The following is a 22851-nucleotide window of genomic DNA, read 5'->3' on the forward strand; positions in this document are numbered from 1 at the left end:
TAATTGCGATCTTCGCAGCGTTAGCGACGTTCGCGTAGCGTCTCTCTTTGGGAGAAGGAGCGTCTGCCTCGAATTGTGAATTAGTATCAGCCCCAGCGATACCCATTTCTCAGCCTTTTGATATAAGTTTGTTTATTTTTGAAAGATTAAAGTAAAAGATTAATTCAGATAAAAACTTATGACAACCGAGCAAGAACTTCGATCTCTTTTTAATACCCTAGATGGAGATCAAGACGGTAAAATATCCCTGAATGAGCTTTTTTTAAGTCCTGGCTTAAGTGCAGTCATCTCATCACAAACAAATGCCACTAGTCCTCAAGAATTGATAGTACAGTATGATTCAGACAAAGACGGTAGTATTACCTTTGAAGAGTTAAAGCAAGCAGTCCAAGAAGCAAGTAATTTAACAGATTTCGCGTAATTCCCCTTCCTCAGCATCAGCAGGGAGGGGGTGTGGGCTGACAGGTGTAGGTTTTTTACGTTATGCCCCAAAAACCTTGATTTAGGGTGTAGGGGTGTAAGGGTGTGAGGGGGGTGGAACTCTGATTAAATCGTGATTTTTAGAGTCGCTACTCATCACTCTGTTAAAAACCTACACTTGTCCCGGATTTCTCACCACACCTTTCAAAGCCTGTGCAGGGGAGCAGGGGAGCAGGGGAGCAGGGGAGAATGAAGGTACTCTCTCCCCTGCCCCTCCGCACCTCTGCCCCTCTGCCCCATCAAACGCCTGAAGCTTGTGAGAAATGCGGGTTGTGAGGGGGGTGTGGGGGAGAATCCCCCAAATCTTGCTTATTACCTGATAGTAGTAGGGTGGGCATAATATACCCACCCCAAAAAAACTTGACTCTTAACCTACATCATCGTGAGCAAAACGGTTGAAGAGGAAGTCTAAGGCATAGTTACGCAGCTTGTAATATTGTGGATCTTCCATGATGCGGGCGCGATCGCGGGGACGAGAAAAGGGAATTTCCATGACTTCGCCAATTTTGGCGTGAGGGCCATTGGTCATCATCACTAATTTGTCTGCTAAAAATAACGCTTCATCAATGTCATGGGTAATCATTAACACTGTACAACGGTTATCGTTCCAAATTTTCAGCAGTTCTTCCTGCAATTCTTCTTTAGTAATCGCATCTAACGCCCCGAAAGGTTCATCTAAAATTAGCACCTTGGGACGAATTGCCAACGCCCGTGCAATAGAAACGCGCTGTCTCATACCGCCGGACATTTGCATTGGCTTTTTCTCCATTGCGTCAGCCAGTCCCACCATTGCCAAATGATCACGAACAATTGCTCTTTTCTCCGCTTCTATTTTGTTGGGGTAAACTGCATTCACCGCTAAGTAAATATTTTCAAATGCAGTCCGCCAAGGTAACAGGGCGTAGTTTTGAAACACAACCATCCGGTCTGGGCCTGGCTTAGTGATGGGTTGACCTTCCAGTAACACTTGTCCAGTTGTAGGAAAGTTAAACCCAGACACCATGTTTAGCAGTGTAGATTTGCCACAACCAGAGTGACCAATCACACAAATAAATTCACCTTGGTTTACCTGGAGATTCACCCCATCTAGTACAGTAAAGGGGCCTTTCTTGGTGGGGTAAACTTTGCTGACATCTCTGATTTCGAGGAAAGCTCTGCTGTTATCTGTCAAGGTTGGTAAGGGTTTTCTAGAAGTGTTGGTGACGGTAGAAAAATTGCGGTTTTGCATGGCGGGGAATGGGGGTGAAGTGTGAAGTCTGAAGTCTGAAGTTTTACCCTTCCCTAACTCTCCCCTTGTAAAGCTACCGTGTACACACAAGTTATGGAATTACTACCAGTCTTAAAATTACCCCACCCTAACCCTCCCCTTGGAAAGGGGAGGGGACTAGATTTGCTTATTTCCCACCTTGGAAAGGGGGGATTAAGGGGGGTAATTCGACTTGTGTGTACACCGTAACCTTGTAAAGGGGAGGGAACTAGATTTTCTTGTTTCCCCCCTTTATAAGGGGGGATTAAGGGGGGTAATTTGACATGAATGAGGTTCTGAACTTGGTGAATGAACCTTTTATCTTCAACAATGAAGTTCTGAGGCTCAACCGTCAGTTACGCAATTCTTCTAATGGGCGCATCGAGGATGACTTCAGCAATAGAAAAGTCGCGTTTAATGTCTAAACTGTTGAGGTAGGCAATGGGGTCATCAGCATTAAAAGGCATACCATCAAATAATTGAATTGGTTGGCGAGTGTAGCTGATATCTAAACCTAATTCCCGCGCGGCGGTACTGAAGACGCGCACCCGACAAATTCGTTCGACAACTTCTACCCAGTTTCTGGGGAAGGGAGTATCACCCCAACGCGCCAACTGAGTCATAATCCAAATTTGTTCTGTACGGCTGGGGCGGTTAATAGCCGAATCAGAGTAAAACTGGTGGTGGGCGTAGTCTCGTAGGGGATGATCTATGTCACAAGTCAGGTTATCCGGGTCTTCTAGCTGGATGTAGTCTAAATCAGTACTGACATATTCTCTCCCCGCCACAATTCTTCTAACTTCTTCGGTATTTTGGGGATCTGCACAGTATTGGCAGGCTTCTAACAACGCTTTGGTTAAAGCAATATGGGTATTAGGATACATTTCTGCCCAATCTTCCCGCACACCGAGAACTTTACCGGGGTGTCCTAACCAAACTTCTAAGTCTGTGGCGATGGTAAAGCCGACATTTTCCACGGCGGCGCGATAGTTCCAAGGTTCACCCACACAGTAACCGTCAATACTCTTGTTTTGCAAGTCAGCGACCATCTGGGCGGGTGGAATAATGTGCATATCCACATCCGTATCCGGGTCAATACCACCAGCTGCCAACCAATAACGTAGCAACATATTGTGCATGGAGGCGGGATGAACTACGCCCATTGTGTGGCGTTGTTCGCGGGTGCGGAGGAGGTAATTTTTGAAGTCTGATAAGGTGCGGACACCTTCATCATAAAAGCGTTTGGCTAAGGTGATGGCGTTACCGTTGCGGGTCATGGTGAGGGCGGTAACAACGGGGAGGGGTTGGTTTTTATACCCGCCCAAGGTTAACCACATTGGCATCCCGGAAGGCATTTGGGCTGCATCTATATAACCGCCTGTGATCCCGTCAACGATACCCCGCCAGCTAGTTTCCCGGACTAAGTTAACTTCATCTAAACCATGCTTGGCAAAGAAACCTTTTTCTTTAGCCACAGCGAGGGGGGCGCAGGCGGTGAGGGGTAGGAAGCCAATTTCTAAGTTAACTTTTTCTAAACCGTGGCGAGAAATGGCTGCTGTTTTCCGCGCCCGGAGTTTCTTAATGCGTTTTTGCTGGTTGAGGAAGTAAATCATTTCACTCCGCAAGCTGTAGTAGCTTGGGTGTTCCACTACTTCCATCCGTTTGCGAGGACGGGGGATATCAACTTCTAGGATGTCGCCGATTTTCGATTCGGGGCCGTTGGTCAACATCACAATTCTGTCAGACAACAGCACAGCTTCGTCTACGTCGTGAGTCACCATTACCGCAGTGACTTCATTTTCTTCGCAGATTTGCATTAACTGTTCTTGTAAGTTACCCCGTGTTAGAGCATCCAACGCACCGAAGGGTTCATCTAACAGTAATAGTTTAGGACGGATTGCCAAGGCGCGTGCGATCGCTACCCGTTGTTTCTGTCCCCCGGATAACATTCCTGGCTGCTTGTCGGCGTGGGGACGCAAACCCACCATATCTATGTGTTTTTCAACAATTGCCTTACGTTCTGCCGCAGGTAAACCATTCATTACCGAGTCTACCGCTAAGGCAATATTTTCTCTCACTGTCCGCCAAGGTAACAGCGAATAATTTTGGAATACTACCATCCGGTCTGGCCCTGGCTTGGTGATTTTTTGTCCTTGCAGTGTCACAATACCTTCCGTCGGCAAATCCAAACCCGCAATCATATTTAATAATGTGGATTTACCGCAACCAGAGTGACCAATTAAAGAAACAAACTCACCTTTTTTAATTTGCAGGTCAATACCTTTTAAAGCAATATATTGACCACCGCCACTTAAATTAAATACCTTATCAATTTGATCAACAGCAACGAATACTGACATGGCTTTAAAGTCTGAAGTATAAAGTCTGAAGTGTGAAATGGGGAAAGGTGACAGTTGACAGGTGACAGGTTATAGATTCTTGCTCTGTAACCTGTCACCTCTAACCTGTAACCTACTTTTGTTCTGCTGGTAAAATCAGGTTTTGTAACCAAGCCATGAACTTGTCGAGTAATAAACCAACGACACCGATATAAACCAGAGCTAAAATTACTTCACTCACGTCGTTGTTTTGGTAAGCATCCCAGATGAAGAAACCGATACCGACAATACCAGACATAACGATTTCTGCCGCGATAATCGCTAACCAAGCCAAACCAATCGCAATTCTTAAGCCAGTAAAGATGTAAGGTAACGCTGCCGGAATCAAAATGTTAATAAAGTATTCTTTGCGGCTGAGTTGCAGAACTTTAGCAACGTTGTTGTAATCTTGGGGAATTTGAGTTACACCAACCGCAGTGTTAATTAAGATAGGCCAAATTGCGGTGATGAAAATTACGAATAATGCTGCTGGTTCGTTTTGGCGCAATGCAGCCAAGGAAATAGGAACCCAAGCCAAAGGAGGTACAGTTCTTAATAGTTGAAACAGTGGGTCTAAAGCTTTGGACATGGTTTGATTCACACCAATCAAAATGCCCAAGCCAATACCAACCACCGCCGCTAATGTGTAACTAATAGCTACCCGTTGCAAACTAGCTAAAATTTGCCAGAATAGACCTTTATCAATACCGCCTCTGTCATAGAAAGGCCAGAAAATGAGTACCCAAGTATCTTGCACTACCTGAATTGGCCCTGGCAATGTGGCACCAGGAGTCCAAGCAAATAATTGCCACAGTCCGAGGAAGATTAATATTGCGATCGTCGGCGGTACAATATTCGGCAATTGTTTTTGCAGTTGCGCGATAAAACTATTATCTAATCTGGGGCTACTTGGTCTTTTCTGTGCAATTGTCATGATTTTTCTCTCAATTAACTAATGACTCTCCGAATTTTAGATTTTAAATTTTTGATTTTGGATTGAGGAACTATTCAATCTAAAATCTAAAATCTAAAATTGTTAAACACTTACTTTTTTAATCTTGAGACTCTTGAGGTATGCTTCTGGATTTTCAGGATCAAATTTCACCCCATCAAAAAATTCTTCTACGCCGCGAGATGTGCTTGTGGGAATATCCGCCGCCGCGATACCTGCTTCTTTTGCCGCTTCTTTCCAAATGTCTTCGCGGTTAACTTTATTGATTAGTTCTTTAGCCTTCGCTGCATTGTTGGCGAGGTAATCTTTGGGTAAGAATCCCCAACGCACGTTTTCAGTTATGAACCACAAATCATGACTCTTGTAGGGATAAGACACACTACCTTTTTCATCTTTCCAGTAATAAGCAGCCATTGATTTATCGTCAATTTTCCGACCATCACCCATGTCATATTTACCTTGATATGGGTCTGCTAAAATTTCCGGTGTGGGTAAGTTGAAATAATTTCTCCCTGCGAGAATTGCGGCGGCTTCTTTGCGGTTGTCAAAGTTATCCAACCACTGTTGCGCCTCCATGATGCCTTTTAAAATTGCTTTGGTGGCTTTGGGATTTTTATCAACCCAGTCAGCCCGGATGGCTAAGTATTCTTCTGGGTGATTTTTCCAAATCTCTGCGGTTAACGCTGCCATGAAACCGATTTTATCTCTGACAATGCGATAAGGCCAGGGGTCGCCAGTACTAAACGCATCCATTGTCCCGGTTTTCATGTTGGCGACAGTTTGCGCCGCAGGTACAGTCAGGAGTTTGACATCTGCATCGGGGTCTAAACCACCAGCCGCTAACCAATAACGAATCCACAAATCTTGGTTAACGTGGGGGAAGGTGAATGCAGCCGTGAATGGTGTAGAAGATTTGAGTTCTGCAAATAAAGACTTAGCTTGAGCAACTTGCAGACCAATTTTACCAGCATGTTTACTGGCGATCGCAATCCCGTTTCCATGTGTAATTAACTGCGCCAAAACATACATCGGGATTTTTTGATTTCCCTTAGTAATTAAACCTTCGGTAATTAAATGTGGCATGGGCATTTGCCATTGTCCACCATCAATCCCACCACCCGCAGCACCAATTTCAACGTTATCCCGCGCAGAACCCCAAGAAGCTTGTTTAGAAAGGTCTACTTTGGTCATCCCATACTTCGCAAAAAAGCCTTTCTCTTTGGCAATAATTAATGGTGCAGCCTCGACAATCGGCACATATCCTAACTTAACAGTATCAGTTTCTGGTGCTTGGTCTGGGCTAATATTTGCCACAGTTTGAGCAGTTGGCGCAGACTGAGAACTACCACCAGTCAAGCTATCTGGGGGGTTTCCTAAACAGCCTTTGAGAAATACCGCACTTGCAGAAGCCCCAGCAGTGACGATAAATTTTCGCCGCGAAATTTGGTTAAAAAATTCTGTCATATATGTCTCCTCAAAAGTGAATTTAAAATTTTTTAGGCATGACAATTAACGCAAGTCGAAGATAATCTCGCTTGTGGTAATTACAAAATAATTTCGAGCTATATTCAAACTAGTTAACTCATACCGACTATTTCTAATCAAAGGCTGAGATAACTAACTAGAAATAATTACTTGGTTTTCAGAGGGTGATTTGGGTATCACTTGATTCGTTGAAACTTAGTTTACAGGTTTTAAAACCAAATTGGTTAACTCTTAACCCCTGATTCTTAAATAAATATTAGATTGATCATATAAGTAAAAATTTATTATGGGCGGCCAAGTCAACGAATAATGGCAATGTATGGGAGGTTATTGATGATAACAATTCACTTGATTCAATGATGAACCTAGAAAAGCTTAATTTATGTCATTAACCATCAATAATTTATAATGCGTACTATTGTCTAAATCTTATATTTTGGCTTCACAATGAAATGTACTTGAAATAATTGATAATTATTGATGCTAATGATTGCTTTCTGTCTATAGATAATGGGGAAAAAGCGCAGATGTCAAAACCAGCAAAGCAGATATTCACGCCACTACCCGTTTATAAATACGATATTCCAGGTTGGCAACCAAATACACAAAAAGCCACCGCCGTCAATTTAGGAACTTTGACAATTGCCAGTTTTAACGTTCTTTGTGACCTCTACGAAAAAGATAAAATCGCTATCGAAAAAAGATTACCAGTAATTGTTGAGGAGTTAAGTCAATGTAACGCTGACATTATTGCTATTCAAGAAGCGACACCAAATTTATTAGAGTTACTTTTATCACAAACTTGGGTACGCAATTATTACATTTCTGAATCCAGTGCAGCCGTAACAGTGCGACCTTACGGTAACTTATTATTATCGCGTCTGCCTTTTACAATGGTTGAGCATCAATTTTGGGGACGCAAGCGGGTATTGGTAGGGAGTTGTGAAATTAATGACCAATTATTGCATATTGCCGTTGTGCATTTAACAAGCGATCGCTCTCAAAATGCCCTAGAAAAACGCCAACATCAGCTAACCACCATACTTGCATATCTCCAAACCCTCCCCGGAAGTAGCTTAATAGCTGGTGACTTTAATACGCGCGGTAACGAACAAGAAGACATAATAACAAGTGCTGGGTGTATCGATATCTGGCAACAACTCAACCCCCATACACCAGGTTACACATTTGATCCCCAACGCAACGCCTTAGCAGCATTGATGAGTTTACAAGGAATACCCGTGAGGCTTGATCGCATTTTACTGCGAAGTCAAAACCATGATTGGCAACCACAGTCAATTGACTTATTCGCTTGTGAACCAGTCCCAGGTACAGCCGGGAAAATCTATCCATCCGATCATTTTGGTCTGCGTGCAGTTCTCAAAGCAACAAGTTGAAGAAGAATTCAGAAGTCAGAATTCAGGAGTCAGAATGCAGTCTGTGGGCAAAAAAGACCTGCAACTAGTTGAATACAAGCTAATTTAAAATTTGGTAACAGAATTCAATTCTGAATTCTGACTCCTGACTCCTGAATTCTGTTTCATAACACCCTCTGCTGATGTCAGAGGTAGGATGAAGAGAATAATCCTTTTAAATTGGCGCGTAATGACTCTGGCTGAAACTCCCAACCAAGAAAATTCTCTTAATCCTTTGCTCACCCTCAACTACGAACCAGCCTTAGAATCTTTGGGTGATGATTACTACGACGAAGTAGCAGCAGAGGAATTCCCCCAACATATTTTGCGTTGGCGGAATGATGCACTGTTATCTGATTTAGGGCTAAATCCTCCAGCCGTGACCGATGAGGATTTTATTACCGCCTTTGGCAAATTTCAAGGACGCAAACCTTTATTAGCACTACGCTATCACGGTTATCAATTTGGTACCTATAACCCGCAACTAGGCGATGGTAGAGGCTTTCTCTACGGTCAAGTCCGCGCTACTAACGGCGAATTATACGATTTCGGGACTAAAGGTTCTGGTAGAACACCTTACTCTCGTGGTGGCGACGGAATGCTGACACTCAAAGGCGGGGTGCGGGAAGTTTTAGCAGCCGAAGCCTTACATCAAATGGGAGTTCGTACCTCACGCTGTCTCAGTATGATTGAAACTGGTTTATCTTTGTGGCGTGGTGATGAACCTTCCCCCACCCGTTCCTCAGTCATGGTGAGAATGAGTAGTTCTCACATTCGCTTTGGTACGTTTGAGCGATTCCATTATTTACAGCGTCCTGATTTAACTCAAAAGCTCTTAGACCATGTAATTGAATATTACTATCGCCACTTAGTCAATCAAACAGATAAATACGCCTTATTTTATGCAGAGTTAGTCCAGCGAGTTGCTGAACTAGTGGCGCAGTGGATGGCTGCCGGTTTTTGTCATGGTGTGCTGAATACTGACAATATGTCAATTACTGGGGAAAGTTTTGACTATGGCCCTTATGCTTTTATTCCCACCTACGACCCCTATTTTACTGCGGCATATTTCGACTATTACAAACGCTATTGTTACGGTTATCAGCCAGGTATTTGTCAATGGAATTTAGAAATGTTGCAAGAACCATTAAAGGCAATTATTGACATAGCTGATATGCAAGCGGGATTAGCCAGCTTTGATCATTATTATGGTGCAGAATATCGCCGTTTAATGTTGAAAAAGTTAGGTTTTGAGGAGTTGAATCATCCCGAAGCTGATGAGCTTTTAGAATTAACAATAAAATTCTTAAAAGAAAGTCAAGTTGGTTATCATCTATTTTTCTTTGAAATGGCTCGGACTTTTTCTGCTAAATGGCGAGATGACCCAGCAGGCGTACTTAACAATTCAGAAATTGTACCCACCGCAGATACTTCAGGTATTTTTGATAGTTGGTGCATCCTCTACCATAAAATCTTAAATCATTTTGATTTAGATGAAATGGTAAATATAGCCCAGAATCTATCTCAGCACAATCCTCAAACTGTACTACTTAGACCTGTAATTGAATCGATTTGGCAACCAATAGTTGAGGCAGATGACTGGCAATCTTTTAGAGATTTAATTGATCAAATTCAAACTAAACAATAGAAGTAAGAATTCAGGAGTCAGAATCCAGAAGCCAGAAGGGTTGAAGAATGATGTGAATTATTTGATGAATCAATTTACTAATCTACTAAATACCTCTAAATTATGACTTCTGACTCCTGGGTACTGAATACTTACACAGATACAGAAGTCAGAAGTAGTCAAAGTGTTATGACTTATAGTCTAGATAAACCTTGATTTACCAACTTCTGACTCCTGACTTCTTAAACATACACAAGTAAATTTGGCAATCACACCGGATGTTATATAGGAATCCGATTTGATTTCTGAAAAAATCTAAGTAGATGTAGGGTGTGTTAGGCGTAAGCCGTAACGCACCAAAAGCCTTGGTAGCAGGTGCGTTACGCTATCGCTAACACACCCTACGTATCTGTTCAAAAATCAAATATTAGTCCTATATGTATATTGTTATTAATGCTACAGTATTTTCCCAAGTAATGAGGTAGAAAGCTAAGAACTCACTACAAAGATTTATTGTTATGCTTTATTCTTCAAAATATATGAATTTAGGTATGATAAATCGGAATAGTCTGGTAAATTATGTAGTAAATATGCTAGACATCAAGACAATTTTTTCATGGATTTTGCGTCTTAACTCTTAAATTTGCTTTTCATGTTTTACCTTTTAACTTAACAGCAATTATCAAGTTGATAAACTCAATTCACTCAGTTTTATTAGTCAAACTGAGCAAATATATGGTTAATAACATGATAGGTGTTGTTGTGAAAATGCCGAGTTTAACAAAAATAAAAAATACTAATTGCGAACAATAAAATTTTGTTAATATTTTTTTATTAAAAATAAATCTTTTTATTTACCAGAGGAAAATTCGGTTGTTTCGGACGGAAAAATGTAAGCAAAATTTAATTATTGGATTACAAAAATACAATAAAATTCTATTTTAAAAAATGTCGATATTGTAAAATAAATATTCATAAATTTTAAAGTAATAATCATTCAAACAAATGCTGAAAGTGCTAGAGGATGAATAAGTGGTTAGGCAGCACAGATATCATCAATTTCCAGCAAGAGAAATTTTCAGCAAACGAGAGTTGCTGCCATTCCTAGTGGGGATTGTTGTATCAATTGCAGTATTTGTGCTTTGGCAGAGGCTAGTGGTTGAAGAGCAATACCATATTCAGCAGATGGTTCAACAACAAGCGATCGCCATTAAAACCGAATTAACTGCCCAAGTAAATATGCGGATTTTAGCACTAGAGCGCATGGGAAAACACTGGCAACTGCATGAGGCTTTAGATCGGCAAAATTGGCGAACCGAAGCAGCAGCTTACATACAAGACTTCGGTGGCTACCAAACCTTGGGATGGATTGATCCATTATTGCGTCTGCAATGGACTGTACCCGAAGTCAGCCATCAAGTTACCAAGACTTTAATAACCAGCCCAACACCTCAAATCCGCATAGCACTAGAAACAGCACGCAACAGCCGCCAAACAATTTTTACACCGACATTTGAGCTTTTTGAAGACAAGCCAGGATTTTTTGCATATTTACCCTTGTGGATTGGGGAGCAGTTTGATGGCTTGATTGTGGGGATTTTTCAAGTGCAATCGTTAATAGATGCAATATTGCATTTACCCCAAGGTTATCAAATTCAAATCTTCGAGAATAGCAAGTTAATTTACGGACAGAATTTTTTACCAACACAGCTATTAGATTGGCAAAAAACAGTTAATTTGGACTTATATGGAATCAACTGGCAACTGATAGTTTATCCTTCTTTAGAATTATTAACTAACTTGCGATCGCCACTGCCATTAGTTGTCTTAGTTTCTGGGCTAATCATTGCTGGCACATTAACATTATTGATTTATTTTGCTCAGAGTAGTGAACGACGCAATCAGCACATAGCCAGCATCAATCAAGAACTAGCCAACCGCATTTGTGAGCAGAAAAAAACCGAAATTGCCTTACGCGCCAGTGAAAACCACCTCAGAGAATTGCTGGAAACAGTCAAAGTTATTCCTTGGGAATTTGATATCAAAACTTGGCGATTTACCTATGTAGGGCCACAGGTAGAAGCTTTATTGAATTATCCCATAGAAGAATGGTACCAAGAAAATTTTTGGCTAAATCATTTGCATCCCCATGACCGGGAACAAGCGATGGGAATTTATCAAGAAACTGTAGCTAAGGGAGAAAATCGGGAATTTGAATACCGAATGTTAACCGCCAATGGGCGAGTTGTGTGGTTGCGAAATATTGTGAATGTGGTCAAGAACATTGGAACCCCCGTGATACTTAGGGGGTTTATGTTTGAGATTACCGATTTAAAGCTTGTAGAAGAAACCTTAAGATTACGGGAACGTGCTTTAGCGGCGGCCAGTGATGGGATTACAATTGCAGATGCGAGACTGCCCAATCAACCAATTATCTACGTCAACCCGGCCTTTGAAATGATCACAGGCTATAGTGCGACAGAAATTATTGGCTATAACTGTGCCTTTTTGCCTGGTACAGACCCCCAACAGCCAGCCATTCAACAACTGCAAGCATCGATGAAAACAGGTAAGAGTTGCCAAGTCTTGTTACGGAACTACCGCCAAGATGGCAGCTTATTTTGGAATGAATTGAGTATTTCCCCAATTCACGATGAGACTGGTAGGCTAACTCATTTTATTGGGATTCACACCGACATTAGCGATCGCAAACAAGCCGAATTAAACCTACAGCGCCAAGCCCTGATCTTTGAGAACATGTACGATGGCGTAATCATCACCGATTTAACAGGCAAAATTATCGACTGGAACGGTGCAGCTGAGTGGATGTTTGGCTATAGCAAAGCGGAAATTTTAGGCAAAACCACCAGTATTTTGTATACACCAGCCGCCTTTGCCAAAGTCATACCCCAGATTTTGCCAGATATTCACCAACATGGCCGTTGGTCTGGAGAAATTGAATTTATCCGCAAAGATGGCAGTCAAGGCATTTGTGAAACTACAGTTATTTTCTTACAAGATGAGCAAGGCGAACCCATTGCCATTGTGAGTTTTAACCATGACATCACCGAACGAGTATTAGCCCAACAAGCCTTGCAACGACAATTGCATCAAACACTGCTATTAAAACAAATCACCCAACAAATCCGCCAAAGCCTCGATAGTAAAGCCATCTTTGCCACCGCCGCCGTGCAGATTGGCCAAGCATTTCAAGTGGAACGTTGCCTAATTCACGCTTATATAAGTGAACCTACACCAAATATTCCCTTGGTTGCAGAGTATAATAATTTTCCCACCTACACTTGTCAGGAAACAGTGGAAATTGCTGTCATTGGTAATCCTCATACTGAACAGATGATGCGAGAGGATAAAGCGATCGCTTCTGATGATGTGTACGCTGATCCTTTACTCCAAACTGCCCAAGCAATGTGTCGAGCAATGGACTTAAAGTCTATGTTAGCAGTCCGCACATCATATCAAGGAGAACCCAATGGTGCGATCGGCTTACATCAGTGCAGCTATTTTCGCCAATGGACAACCGCAGAAATTGAATTACTAGAAGCCGTCGCCGCCCAAGTCGGCATTGCCCTCGCCCAAGCCCATTTATTAGAACAAGAAACCCGCCAACGCCAAGAACTCTCCCTGAAAAACTCTGCTCTAGAACAAGCAAAACGTCAAGCCGAAGCCGCCAACCGAGCCAAAAGTGAATTCCTGGCCATGATGAGTCATGAAATTCGCACCCCCATGAATGCAGTCATTGGGATGACAGAACTGTTATTAGATACAGACTTAAATCCCCAACAACGCGACTTTGTTGAAACAGTGCATACCAGTGGAGACGCGTTACTCACCATCATCAACGATATTCTTGACTTCTCCAAAATTGAATCCGGCAGACTAGAACTCGAAGAAAAACCCTTTGACTTAAAAGCTTGTGTAGAACAAGTCATTGACATTCTCGCGCCCAAAGCCGCCCAAAAACAAATCGAGCTAATTTATCTCATCCATCCCCAGGTTCCCACACAAATCATTGGCGACATTACCCGCTTACGCCAAGTTTTAATGAACTTGCTCAACAATGCCATTAAATTTACCCAACAAGGAGAAGTTGTACTTTCTGTCTACGCCAACCACATAGAAACTCAAAATCAAGAAACTAGCTGCTCAATTCTCTTTAGCATCCAAGATACAGGTATTGGGATCAGCCCGGAGAAAATGGCAAGGCTGTTTCAACCCTTCACCCAGGCTGACCCCTCAATGACGAGACTTTATGGCGGTACAGGGCTGGGACTGGTGATTAGCCAGCGCCTAAGTGAGATGATGAATGGTAGTTTGTGGGTGGAGAGTCGTGGTTGTATTGGTGGTCATCCCGATTCTGGATGGCAGAGTAACAAGCCTGTTTCTGCGACTTCCTTTGATGATGGTTCTACCTTCTACTTCACCATTACCAGCAAAATTATTACCGATGACGCATCACGAGAAATCACAACAGCCTTGACTCCTTTGGCTGGTAAGCGGCTGTTAATTGTAGATGCTCATCCTACCAACAGTAAAATCCTCAGCTTGCAAGTGCAGTTTTGGCAAATGCAAACATATATTGCCGAATCCGGTGAGGCTGCTTTAAGTTTGCTGTCCCAGGGAACTCAGTTTGATGTTGCCATTCTGGATCTACCCATACCCAATATTGACGGGCTTCAATTAGCACAAACAATTCGGCAACAGCCTGGGGGAGAAAATCTGCCCTTAATATTATTAACTGCTTTAGGCTCACCAGAAATTAGTCCAGAATTTGATGATCTGGGGTTAGTAGTGTGTTTGACTAAACCAATCAAACAATCCCAACTCCACTACATTTTGACTCATACTTGTGGCGATCGCTTGCTAACATCTGATACTGCACCTTCTCAGAGTTGCAGGTGTGATGCTTTAGCAAAAAAAGTCCCTCTCAAGATTTTAGTTGCGGAAGATAGCTTGGTAAACCAGAAAGTAGCAATATTGATGTTGCAAAAAATGGGCTACCAAGCAGATGTGGTAGCAGATGGGCGCGAAGTGATTCAAGCCTTACAACATCAACCCTATGATGTAGTGTTGATGGATATTCACATGCCAGAAATGGATGGACTAGAAACCAGTAAAATTATTTCTCAGCAATGGGCAGCGAGTGTTCGTCCTTATATTATTGCAATCACAGCCAACGCGATGCGCGGCGATCGCGAAGCTTGTTTGGCGGCGGGAATGAATGATTACATCAGCAAGCCCATACAAATGGCAGAGTTAGTCCAAGCCCTGAGTAAATGTCAGCCGAGCGCGTTGATCAAAGCACCAAAACAAATCCAAAATTTCAGCCCCCGCCAACCCAAAACACCAAATTTAGTAATATCTGCAATTGATCACAAAGTTTTACAGTCTTTGCGTCAGATGTTAGCAGGAGATCAGGCGGCATTACAGGAACTTCTGCACTGTTATTTTTCCGAAGCCCCCAAACTCATCCAAGAAATTCAAGCATCTGTAGTAGCTGAAGATGCCGAAACTTTGTGGAAAACTGCTCACAAACTCAAGTCTAGTAGTGCTTCTGTGGGCGCAACTAATCTTAGCAAACTGTGTAAGCAGTTAGAGGCTAAAGGCAGAAGTCATGATTTTTCAGGATGTGCAGACATCTTGTCACAACTTCAGCAAGAGTATGAGCAAGTCAAAACAGAATTGCAATTAGAACTGGAGGCGGGATCGTGACAACCATCTTTCAAAAAAACCAATCTCTAGTTTTGATTGTTGACGATGAACCGTTTATCCGTACCCAACTACGACTAGCTTTAGAGCGAGAAGGCTATCAAATCGCCGAAGCCCGTGATGGTGTAGAAGCATTAATCTTGTTTGAGCAACTGCAACCCCAAATAGTATTACTAGATGCCATTATGCCCGGTATGGACGGATTTGAGTGTTGTCTGCGGTTGCAATCTTTCGAGCCAGGCAAGCATACACCAGTATTAATGATTACGGGGTTGGAAGATCAAGAATCAGTTGATCATGCCTTTGATGCAGGTGCAATTGATTATGTGACTAAACCAATTCACTGGCCTGTGTTGCGCCAACGAGTCAAACGCTTGATTAAACAATCTCAGCTACAACAACAACTCGAAGCCGCTAACCAAGAATTACAAAGACTAGTCACAATTGACGGTTTAACTCAAGTTGCCAGTCGGAGAAAGTTTGAAGAATATTTTTCCCAAGAGTGGCAGCGAATGGCGCGGGAGCAATTACCGTTATCTTTGATTTTATGTGATGTGGATTACTTTAAATCTTACAACGATACCTATGGACATCGGGCAGGCGATCGCTGTCTACAAAAAGTAGCACAAGCTATCAAAGAAAGTGTGAAACGCCCCGCCGATTTAGTCGCTCGTTATGGTGGGGAAGAATTTGCTGTGATTCTACCCAAAACCGAGATGCAGGGAGCCGCAATTTTGGCAGACAAAATTTGCTCCGTGGTGCGGCAGTTGGCAATTCCCCATTGCAATTCCCAAGTTAGTGCTTATGTAACCATTAGTGCTGGTGTCGCCGAGGATATCCCTCAACCTGGTTCTGACTTTCAAGATATAATTTCTGCCGCCGATCGCGCTTTATATCAGGCCAAAATCGAAGGACGCGATCGCTTTCGCCAGTCTACCAAGCAAGTATCTGCTAATTTTTCGCTGCCTCGTTGGGGTGCATGATATTTGTGGGAAGGCAGGAGGCAGGAGGCAGGGGGACAAGGGGGACAAGGGGGACAAGGAAGCAAGATTTCTACCTTGTCTCCCCCCTCTACCTTGTCTACTCCCACTCAGCACTCAGTTTGGTAAACTGCACCAAAAGTCCGATCTGGACAAATTTCAATTACCACATCAGCAACTGAAGGCGATCGCAGCATCGGTTTGAGGAATAATTCTGGATGGAGCGATCGCCAAAAATAGTTGACAAATTCTTCAATTTGTGAGTCACTCATTCCCGATTTACCAGCCGCTACCATCTGTTGTTCTGCTTGTTTGCGCCATTCTAAGGAACTGCGATAATCGGTAGGATACAACAAAATCAAGCTATCTAAGCAATCCCACAATGGCAGATAATTGCTCAGTTGCTGATTCATGTCACGAGCAAATGCTTTGTCTGCATCGGTAATTATTGGTGGTGGCGTAATTTCAAAGGCTTTGGGGTCGATAGGTCGGACACCAACAAACCAACCTTCAAATAATACGATATCTATATTGGTAACAATTTCGGCAGTGGTGCGATCGCCTGCACCAGCATAAAGGGATTTATCAAACCGGGGAACCGTAACAGAAGTTTCGCCTTGACGAATTTGTTCTAAAACATTTAAACCCAAATCTACATCATGGGTTCCTGGAGGCCCCCGCCAAATCAAGCGGGGGTCTTGCTGTAATAAAATTAGGCGATCGCTATAAGTTTTATATAAGTCATCTAACGACCAACTTAAACTGCGGTATCCCAACTGCTGGAGAATCAAGGATAAAACTTGGCACATAGTAGTTTTGCCTGTACCTTGGACTCCTAAAATTCCTTGAATCAAAGGACGGTTGAGGCTTTGACGGTGTGCGGCTAATTTCATTCCCAGAGGTAGCCATAAATCCCACAACACCGCTAACATGGCTTCATAGTCGGCACGCAAGTTAGTTTGGTAAAATTGCCGAAAATCTGGCAGTACAGATTTGAGTAACTGCGATCGGGCTTGGATCATCACATCCACATTTGCTGATGTGATCCCAAATGCTTTCGCCCTTGAAATATCAGCTAGTGCTGCGGCTTTTGCTTGCTGCCAAGTTGATTCTGAGACCTCCTCTGCTATAATCTCCCCCAACCAAGAATACATCGATAATTTTCCTCAAAAGCAGCAATGACCAATTTTTCTATGAGCCTAACTTGAAGGCTTCGACAAACAAACTGTAGGTAAAACCCACCTTGAGAGTATTTAGAGAATCTACCCAAAGCGCCCTTCTGCTAAACAAGCCCCGACTGTAAAATATTCGGCTAGTAACCTCGGTTAACATCACTAGAAACGCTGCAACAAAAATATCTAATTCTGCTTTTTGTCCTGCTATTGTCGAAATAGCTGTTCCTAGAAAAAAGCCAAACAAAAAACTAATAATTAGTAGCGACAATCTACGCCAAGGATTCCGAAATATTTGGCTGAGACTACTAGCAATAGCATCTAGTAAATTATTAATTCGTGTATTTTGCATTCATCAAATATTCTCAATTATTCAGATTAATTGAATATTATCTGAATCCGGTTTGATTTCCTAATATAGCAGTCCTAAATCATTACTGAACCAAAAGATCCCCGACTTCTTCAAGAAGTCGGGGATCTGAGCCTCTCGATTTTCACCAATCAAATACGATTATAGCCTTTCCTAGTCTACTGAGGTACAAATTTATCTGCGCCCATCTTCGTCCATCTGCGGTTAATTATTCTTGCTTGTACTTCACTAGAATGAGAAACGCTATAATATAGTCGGGGAGTGGGAAGAAAGGCTGAACAGAAAGACTCTGCCATCCTGAATCAAGAATTGTTAAAAAATGTAAATATTTTTCCTCCCAAATTTCTCAGGGTTTGACAACAGATATCTTGTTGTTCAGACTACGCCCTAGCAAAAAACTTTTATCTGTAATTATACTGTTTCATATTTAGATTTATGTAATATCATTTGCTTAAAATTGAGAACCCACGGGAAAAGCTCACGGAACAATCACATATAGCCAGCGTCTTTCAGTAAAATTAAAGTAATCATTCATGCCAATGGTGATTTCAGAGAAATGATAAGTAGGATACATTGCATCACGTCATTTCACGAGAATCTATTGTAGACAAGTCAGCAAATTTCTTTCTTCCTCAAGGTAGAGAATAGGCTAAGATTTGGCCAAGACTAAACAAATAATTATTTCTAACCAATATCAAAATGAAATCTCAGGTGTATCGTAAGGCTGCTGTTACGGCTTGTTGCTTGGGGCTGCTTGGATTGCTGATGGGATGTTTAGATTTAAGTGTGTCATTTGAGACTACAAATCCTGATACATCTGATACAGCATCTACTAATACTCCGCAGTCAAACAAAGATGCAGAATTGCCGATTTTAGATGCTACAACTACTTCGACAAATGTTTCTAATAATACAACAATTCCCATTAACCAAGTAGAACCAAGCACTAGCACAGTCCAGGCTATTTTGGTCAACCGTCCGAATGGGGCTGGTAATACCAAAAACCAAGGTACTTTGCGGATGAGTAATCAAACTGATCAGCCTGTGCGTCTAGCTTTGTTAGCAAGGCAATTAAAAGGCAAAAGTCCAACTACTAGTCAGACCGATATTCCTGCCCATTGGGATTTTGCACCACAAGAAGGCAGTAGTAAAGGTTTGCTGCTTTCTTTACCCAATGGCAATCTGAAGCTAGAAAAAGGCGATATTTTAGTTGCGTTTGCTCAAGATGGTTCTCGACGCTACTGGGGGCCTTATGTTGTGGGGGAAAGTTCCTTACCAACTTGGAATGCTGAAACGAAAGAATGGCTGTTGGTACTCAGTCCATAGTCAAAAGTCGATAGTCTATAGATGATAGTGTTTAGTTGATGACTGTTTGATGTTGCTAGAACCCCGACTTCTTGAAAAAGTTGGGGTTCTGACTACACTTACTGCTCTCTGTTAAGAACAAAATCCCTCTTTTTAACGACTAATAACTATTGACTGTTGACTAATAACCAAATGAGGATGAAATTGAGTAATTTCCACATTGTTGACCAATGGTTCAACAAGGTAGCACAGCGTCCATCTCTAGTAGTGACTTTATCGGTTTTGTGGTTGATGCTGATTGGTTGGATCGGCTATGGGTGGAATTTAGGCAATGTGGGCTTAGTGGATGAAACAGAACCACTGTTTGCGGAAGCATCCCGACAAATGTTTGTCACTGGTGATTGGATTACACCTTTTTTTAATGGTGTGACTCGGTTTGATAAACCTGCTTTAATTTACTGGTGTCAGGCACTTGCCTACTCAATCATAGGTGTCAATGAATGGGCGGTGCGCCTCCCCTCGGCGATCGCCGCAATTGCGGTTATTAGTTTGGCTTTTTATACTGTACAGTGGCATCTGGCAAAGCAAGATGCAGCCGAACAGATTCAGCGTCCTACCCGTCGTTACGTCACTGCCGCGATCGCAGCAGCTGTCATGGCACTCAATCCTGAGATGATTGTCTGGGGTAGAACAGGTGTCTCAGATATGTTACTAACTGGCTGCATAGCTTCCGCTTTGTTATGTTTCTTTCTGGGCTATGCAAGTAAAACTGGGAGTCGGGAATCGGGAGTCGGGAGTGGAGGAGAAGTTACACCACTCCCTACTTCCCACTCCCTACTCCCTAATAAATGGTATTTAGCTTGTTATGTTCTCATTGCTGGAGCAATCTTAACTAAAGGCCCGGTGGGTATCGTCTTACCGGGGATCGTAATTTTGGCTTTTTTGCTGTACTTGGGCAAGTTCCGCGAAGTTATGCGCGAAATGCGGGCGTTTGTAGGGGTGCTAATTATCTTTGCTTTAGCAGTTCCTTGGTATGCCTTGGTAATTTGGCACAATGGCTGGAATTATATTAATTCGTTTTTTGGCTACCACAACATCGACCGTTTTACAGAAGTAGTCAATGGTCATTCAGCCCCTTGGTATTTTTATTTTTTGGTAGTGTTGTTAGGTTTTGCACCATATTCTGTGTATTTACCCGCAGCCTTTGTCCGACTCAAATTTTGGCAGCGATCGCAATGGCAAAGCCAAGAACGCTCTCAACAATTAGGTTTATTTGCTGTGGTTTGGTTTTTGGGCGTGTTTGGTTTTTTCACAATTGCTGTTACCAAACTACCTAGTTATGTTTTACCCCTGATGCCAGCAGCTGCGATTTTAATCGCTTTATTATGGAGTGATTGCTTCCCCACAACATCTGCTTCTAGTTCTCGCACTCCGCAGAAATTATTCTGGTTCAGTGGCTGGGCAAATGTTGTGTTGTTTTCAGCCTTATCTGTGGCGATGTTTCAAATCACCCAGTTACTAGGTACTGATCAAGCCGCGCCTAACTTTCGTCAGACCTTGGAAAATTCTGGGGTTACAGAACTAGGGGGTTATATTTGGTTATTAACTGCCATCAGTGTGGCATTTTTAATAATTACTCGACGTTGGCAAGGAATTATTGGTGTAAATTTGTTGGGGTTTGTGGCATTTTTGATTGTGGTTTTGATGCCTGCAATGTTTTTGATGGATCAAGAACGACAAATGCCTTTAAGAGAAATTTCTGCTGTTTTGTCTCAGGTAAAACAACCAAACGAAGAAATCGTCATGGTTGGCTTTAAAAAACCCAGTGTTGTTTTCTACAGTCATCAACAAGTTAACTTTATCAAATTGACTAGCGAGGCTGTGGTTTATATTAAAAATCAAATTAATACGCCTCCTAAATCACATTCATTATTGGTTTTAGCAGAACACAGAAACCTTGTCAGAATTGATTTACAGCCTGATGATTATGAAAATTTGGCTTCTAAAGGTGCTTATCAATTGATTAGAATTTCTTTCAAAAAAATGCAGCCACAAAAGCAAGATATTTCCATAGTACCTGAACAAAAATCTCACCGAATTATTCAAGAAACGTGAATTCGACGAGTGCTTTTGACCTCACCATCAGCCCTTTTCCTCGTAGGAAAAGGGTGTAATATCGGATGTATTACGCTGTTGCTGATATAGGATTCATATTTGATTTGGGAAAAAAATCAGTACATTCAGATCAGGCTTCTTTCCTACTCCCGACTCCCCATTCCCTATTCCCTACCTACACAAATAAATTCAGAAATCAAACCGGATTCCTATATCTCCTACGTATTTAAATTTTCCTAATATTTTGGATTTATATATTCTGTATATATCTATATAGGCAAATATTTATAGTAATAATTACAAAATTTCAGTATTCAGAATCTAGATAGAAATTTTCATATAGCAGTCCTAAATGAATGATCAACTTGTATACCTTGTCTCTTGTATTCACACATCAAATAGGATTGCTACAGTCTAATAGTGCTGGTTATTAATAATCTCTCGCCTTTTTGACTTCTGGATTCTGAATAGTTACCAAGAATGGCAATCATCCTAATTCCTCACATCCAGCAAAACTTTGCTTAGGGTAAAGAATTGATGACATCGATTTCTTTGCCGTCTTGATTTACCAATACAATTGGGCGCTGATTAGGTGCAAATCTATATCCTTGCTGTTCAGCGATCGCTTTAGTTTGGCGGGGATCAAAGTTGCGAACAAATTCTGCCTGTAAAGTACTCACACGTCCTTCCATGATTTTGACTTCCGTGCGAACTTCACGCAACCTTTCTTGCTGTGACCAATGATAAGGCAGAAGTTGTGTGAGGGCGGATGCAGTTGCTCCCAAAATTGCCAAATTCACTCCTACCTTGAATGTGGTTTCAATCGCCATTATTTGATGAGAACGTTGACGAAGATGCCGTTTTGGTCGAGGAATAGTTCGAGGCTGCTGTATAGGTTGTAACGGCTGTCTTGATGGTTGGAAGGCGTTCATAATACTAAAAATAACTTTACTTGGAACAAGTTGATCAACAGTCTACTGCGGCTAGTTACAGCATAAGTTAGCTGTCATATTACTTCATTTTTCTGAGATTGCTACACGTATGTTTTTGTTAAAAAACAATCTAGCATACGTAAGTAATTGATGGTAAACAGTTTGCTGTACTCAGCTATCACTCTGAAAAACTGCACCTTGTATCCCAGGATTATTCATTGTTTGTGATTTTATGTCAATTCCCAGGCAAGATGTTAATGGTTATTACCCCATACAGCTAATCCAGCAGAATTCAGGAGACAGAATTCAAAATAACAGTTTACTTCACACTGTCGGGAATTGGTTGCGATTGTGAGGACTTCTAAAAATTAAATTATTCAAGAATGGAAAATTTTTTCACTGGCGAACCTTTAACGCAGGAGGTATGAATCAACGCTTGTTGAAAATCAAGGTTAATTCCAGCCTAAAATATTAGACTAATCAAAATTTTCTGGACTTGACTTTTGCAAATGGCGTTGCATAAAACATTACTTTACTGCTGTACTGATAATCTCAAGCCGATCGCCTCTATCCCATCCCACCCCAGCAAGTGCATCATCTGATATTGGCTGTAAAGGCGACTCTGTTGTTACGATAATTTTATATAAGATTTTTTTAGATGTTGCAG

14 protein-coding genes are annotated in these 22851 nt (G+C 41.9%); 7 read left to right on the forward strand and 7 right to left on the reverse strand.

The features are described 5' to 3' along the window. The first annotated feature begins 178 nt into the window (after positions 1 to 178). Entirely contained in the window at positions 179 to 421 is a 243-nt protein-coding gene (locus H6G77_RS09835) for an EF-hand domain-containing protein (protein ID WP_190592857.1), read from the forward strand. Between the two features lie 426 nt (positions 422 to 847). On the opposite strand, the gene H6G77_RS09840 is transcribed toward H6G77_RS09835, so the two are convergent. From H6G77_RS09840 to H6G77_RS09855, 4 genes are all read right to left on the reverse strand, one after another. Beyond that, positions 848 to 1708 (reverse strand): nitrate ABC transporter ATP-binding protein, encoded by an 861-nt coding sequence (locus tag H6G77_RS09840; protein ID WP_190871468.1) that lies wholly within the window; start codon positions 1706 to 1708, stop codon positions 848 to 850. Positions 1709 to 2082: 374 nt separating this feature from the next. Beyond that, positions 2083 to 4086, reverse strand: coding sequence for a nitrate ABC transporter ATP-binding protein (locus tag H6G77_RS09845; RefSeq protein ID WP_190871469.1), 2004 nt, complete (start codon positions 4084 to 4086; stop codon positions 2083 to 2085). 112 nt (positions 4087 to 4198) lie between these two features. After that, positions 4199 to 5038, reverse strand: coding sequence for a nitrate ABC transporter permease (gene ntrB, locus H6G77_RS09850; protein ID WP_190871470.1), 840 nt, complete (start codon positions 5036 to 5038; stop codon positions 4199 to 4201). A gap of 102 nt (positions 5039 to 5140) precedes the next feature. Next, a complete protein-coding gene (locus H6G77_RS09855) occupies positions 5141 to 6520 on the reverse strand; it encodes a CmpA/NrtA family ABC transporter substrate-binding protein (protein ID WP_190592852.1) in 1380 nt (459 codons plus the stop codon). Between the two features lie 548 nt (positions 6521 to 7068). Here H6G77_RS09855 and H6G77_RS09860 point away from each other — a divergent pair. The 4 genes from H6G77_RS09860 (at position 7069) to H6G77_RS09875 (ending at position 16293) form a co-directional block, all read left to right on the forward strand. Next, positions 7069 to 7938, forward strand: coding sequence for an endonuclease/exonuclease/phosphatase family protein (locus H6G77_RS09860; RefSeq protein ID WP_190871471.1), 870 nt, complete (start codon positions 7069 to 7071; stop codon positions 7936 to 7938). Positions 7939 to 8146: 208 nt separating this feature from the next. Further along, the gene (locus H6G77_RS09865; RefSeq protein ID WP_190592886.1) at positions 8147 to 9604 is read left to right on the forward strand and encodes a YdiU family protein; all 1458 of its coding nucleotides are present in this window, start codon (positions 8147 to 8149) and stop codon (positions 9602 to 9604) included. Between the two features lie 1011 nt (positions 9605 to 10615). Next, positions 10616 to 15313, forward strand: coding sequence for a PAS domain S-box protein (locus H6G77_RS09870; protein ID WP_190871472.1), 4698 nt, complete (start codon positions 10616 to 10618; stop codon positions 15311 to 15313). Then, positions 15310 to 16293: a diguanylate cyclase domain-containing protein gene (locus H6G77_RS09875; RefSeq protein WP_190871473.1), complete on the forward strand. Its 984-nt coding sequence runs from the start codon at positions 15310 to 15312 to the stop codon at positions 16291 to 16293. Before H6G77_RS09870 ends, H6G77_RS09875 begins: the two co-directional genes overlap by 4 nt. 107 nt (positions 16294 to 16400) lie before the next feature. On the opposite strand, the gene H6G77_RS09880 is transcribed toward H6G77_RS09875, so the two are convergent. Further along, positions 16401 to 17444 (reverse strand): glycerate kinase, encoded by a 1044-nt coding sequence (locus H6G77_RS09880; protein WP_190871474.1) that lies wholly within the window; start codon positions 17442 to 17444, stop codon positions 16401 to 16403. Positions 17445 to 17481: 37 nt separating this feature from the next. Beyond that, on the reverse strand, positions 17482 to 17814 hold the full coding sequence (locus tag H6G77_RS09885) for a DUF565 domain-containing protein (RefSeq protein WP_190592847.1): 333 nt from the start codon (positions 17812 to 17814) through the stop codon (positions 17482 to 17484). Between the two features lie 717 nt (positions 17815 to 18531). Here H6G77_RS09885 and H6G77_RS09890 point away from each other — a divergent pair. Continuing rightward, positions 18532 to 19158 (forward strand): hypothetical protein, encoded by a 627-nt coding sequence (locus H6G77_RS09890; RefSeq protein ID WP_190871475.1) that lies wholly within the window; start codon positions 18532 to 18534, stop codon positions 19156 to 19158. A gap of 171 nt (positions 19159 to 19329) precedes the next feature. Continuing rightward, a complete protein-coding gene (locus H6G77_RS09895) occupies positions 19330 to 21252 on the forward strand; it encodes a glycosyltransferase family 39 protein (RefSeq protein ID WP_190871644.1) in 1923 nt (640 codons plus the stop codon). Positions 21253 to 21773: 521 nt separating this feature from the next. Here H6G77_RS09895 and H6G77_RS09900 read toward each other — a convergent pair. Next, positions 21774 to 22184 carry a hypothetical protein gene (locus H6G77_RS09900; RefSeq protein WP_190592845.1) on the reverse strand — a complete coding sequence of 137 codons (411 nt, stop codon included), beginning with the start codon at positions 22182 to 22184 and terminating at the stop codon, positions 21774 to 21776. Between the last annotated feature and the right edge of the window lie 667 nt (positions 22185 to 22851).

The sequence above is a fragment of the Aulosira sp. FACHB-615 genome (assembly GCF_014698045.1).
Taxonomy (GTDB): Bacteria; Cyanobacteriota; Cyanobacteriia; order Cyanobacteriales; family Nostocaceae; genus Nostoc_B.

Excerpts from the sequence above, each read along its gene's own strand:
- H6G77_RS09885 (WP_190592847.1), bottom strand. The coding sequence starts at position 17,814 with ATGCAAAATACACGAATTAATAATTTACTAGATGCTATTGCTAGTAGT.
- H6G77_RS09865 (WP_190592886.1), top strand. The coding sequence starts at position 8,147 with ATGACTCTGGCTGAAACTCCCAACCAAGAAAATTCTCTTAATCCTTTG.
- H6G77_RS09840 (WP_190871468.1), bottom strand. The coding sequence starts at position 1,708 with ATGCAAAACCGCAATTTTTCTACCGTCACCAACACTTCTAGAAAACCC.
- H6G77_RS09855 (WP_190592852.1), bottom strand. The coding sequence starts at position 6,520 with ATGACAGAATTTTTTAACCAAATTTCGCGGCGAAAATTTATCGTCACT.
- H6G77_RS09890 (WP_190871475.1), top strand. The coding sequence starts at position 18,532 with ATGAAATCTCAGGTGTATCGTAAGGCTGCTGTTACGGCTTGTTGCTTG.
- H6G77_RS09900 (WP_190592845.1), bottom strand. The coding sequence starts at position 22,184 with ATGAACGCCTTCCAACCATCAAGACAGCCGTTACAACCTATACAGCAG.
- H6G77_RS09845 (WP_190871469.1), bottom strand. The coding sequence starts at position 4,086 with ATGTCAGTATTCGTTGCTGTTGATCAAATTGATAAGGTATTTAATTTA.
- H6G77_RS09880 (WP_190871474.1), bottom strand. The coding sequence starts at position 17,444 with ATGTATTCTTGGTTGGGGGAGATTATAGCAGAGGAGGTCTCAGAATCA.
- H6G77_RS09835 (WP_190592857.1), top strand. The coding sequence starts at position 179 with ATGACAACCGAGCAAGAACTTCGATCTCTTTTTAATACCCTAGATGGA.
- H6G77_RS09860 (WP_190871471.1), top strand. The coding sequence starts at position 7,069 with ATGTCAAAACCAGCAAAGCAGATATTCACGCCACTACCCGTTTATAAA.
- ntrB (WP_190871470.1), bottom strand. The coding sequence starts at position 5,038 with ATGACAATTGCACAGAAAAGACCAAGTAGCCCCAGATTAGATAATAGT.
- H6G77_RS09895 (WP_190871644.1), top strand. The coding sequence starts at position 19,330 with ATGAGGATGAAATTGAGTAATTTCCACATTGTTGACCAATGGTTCAAC.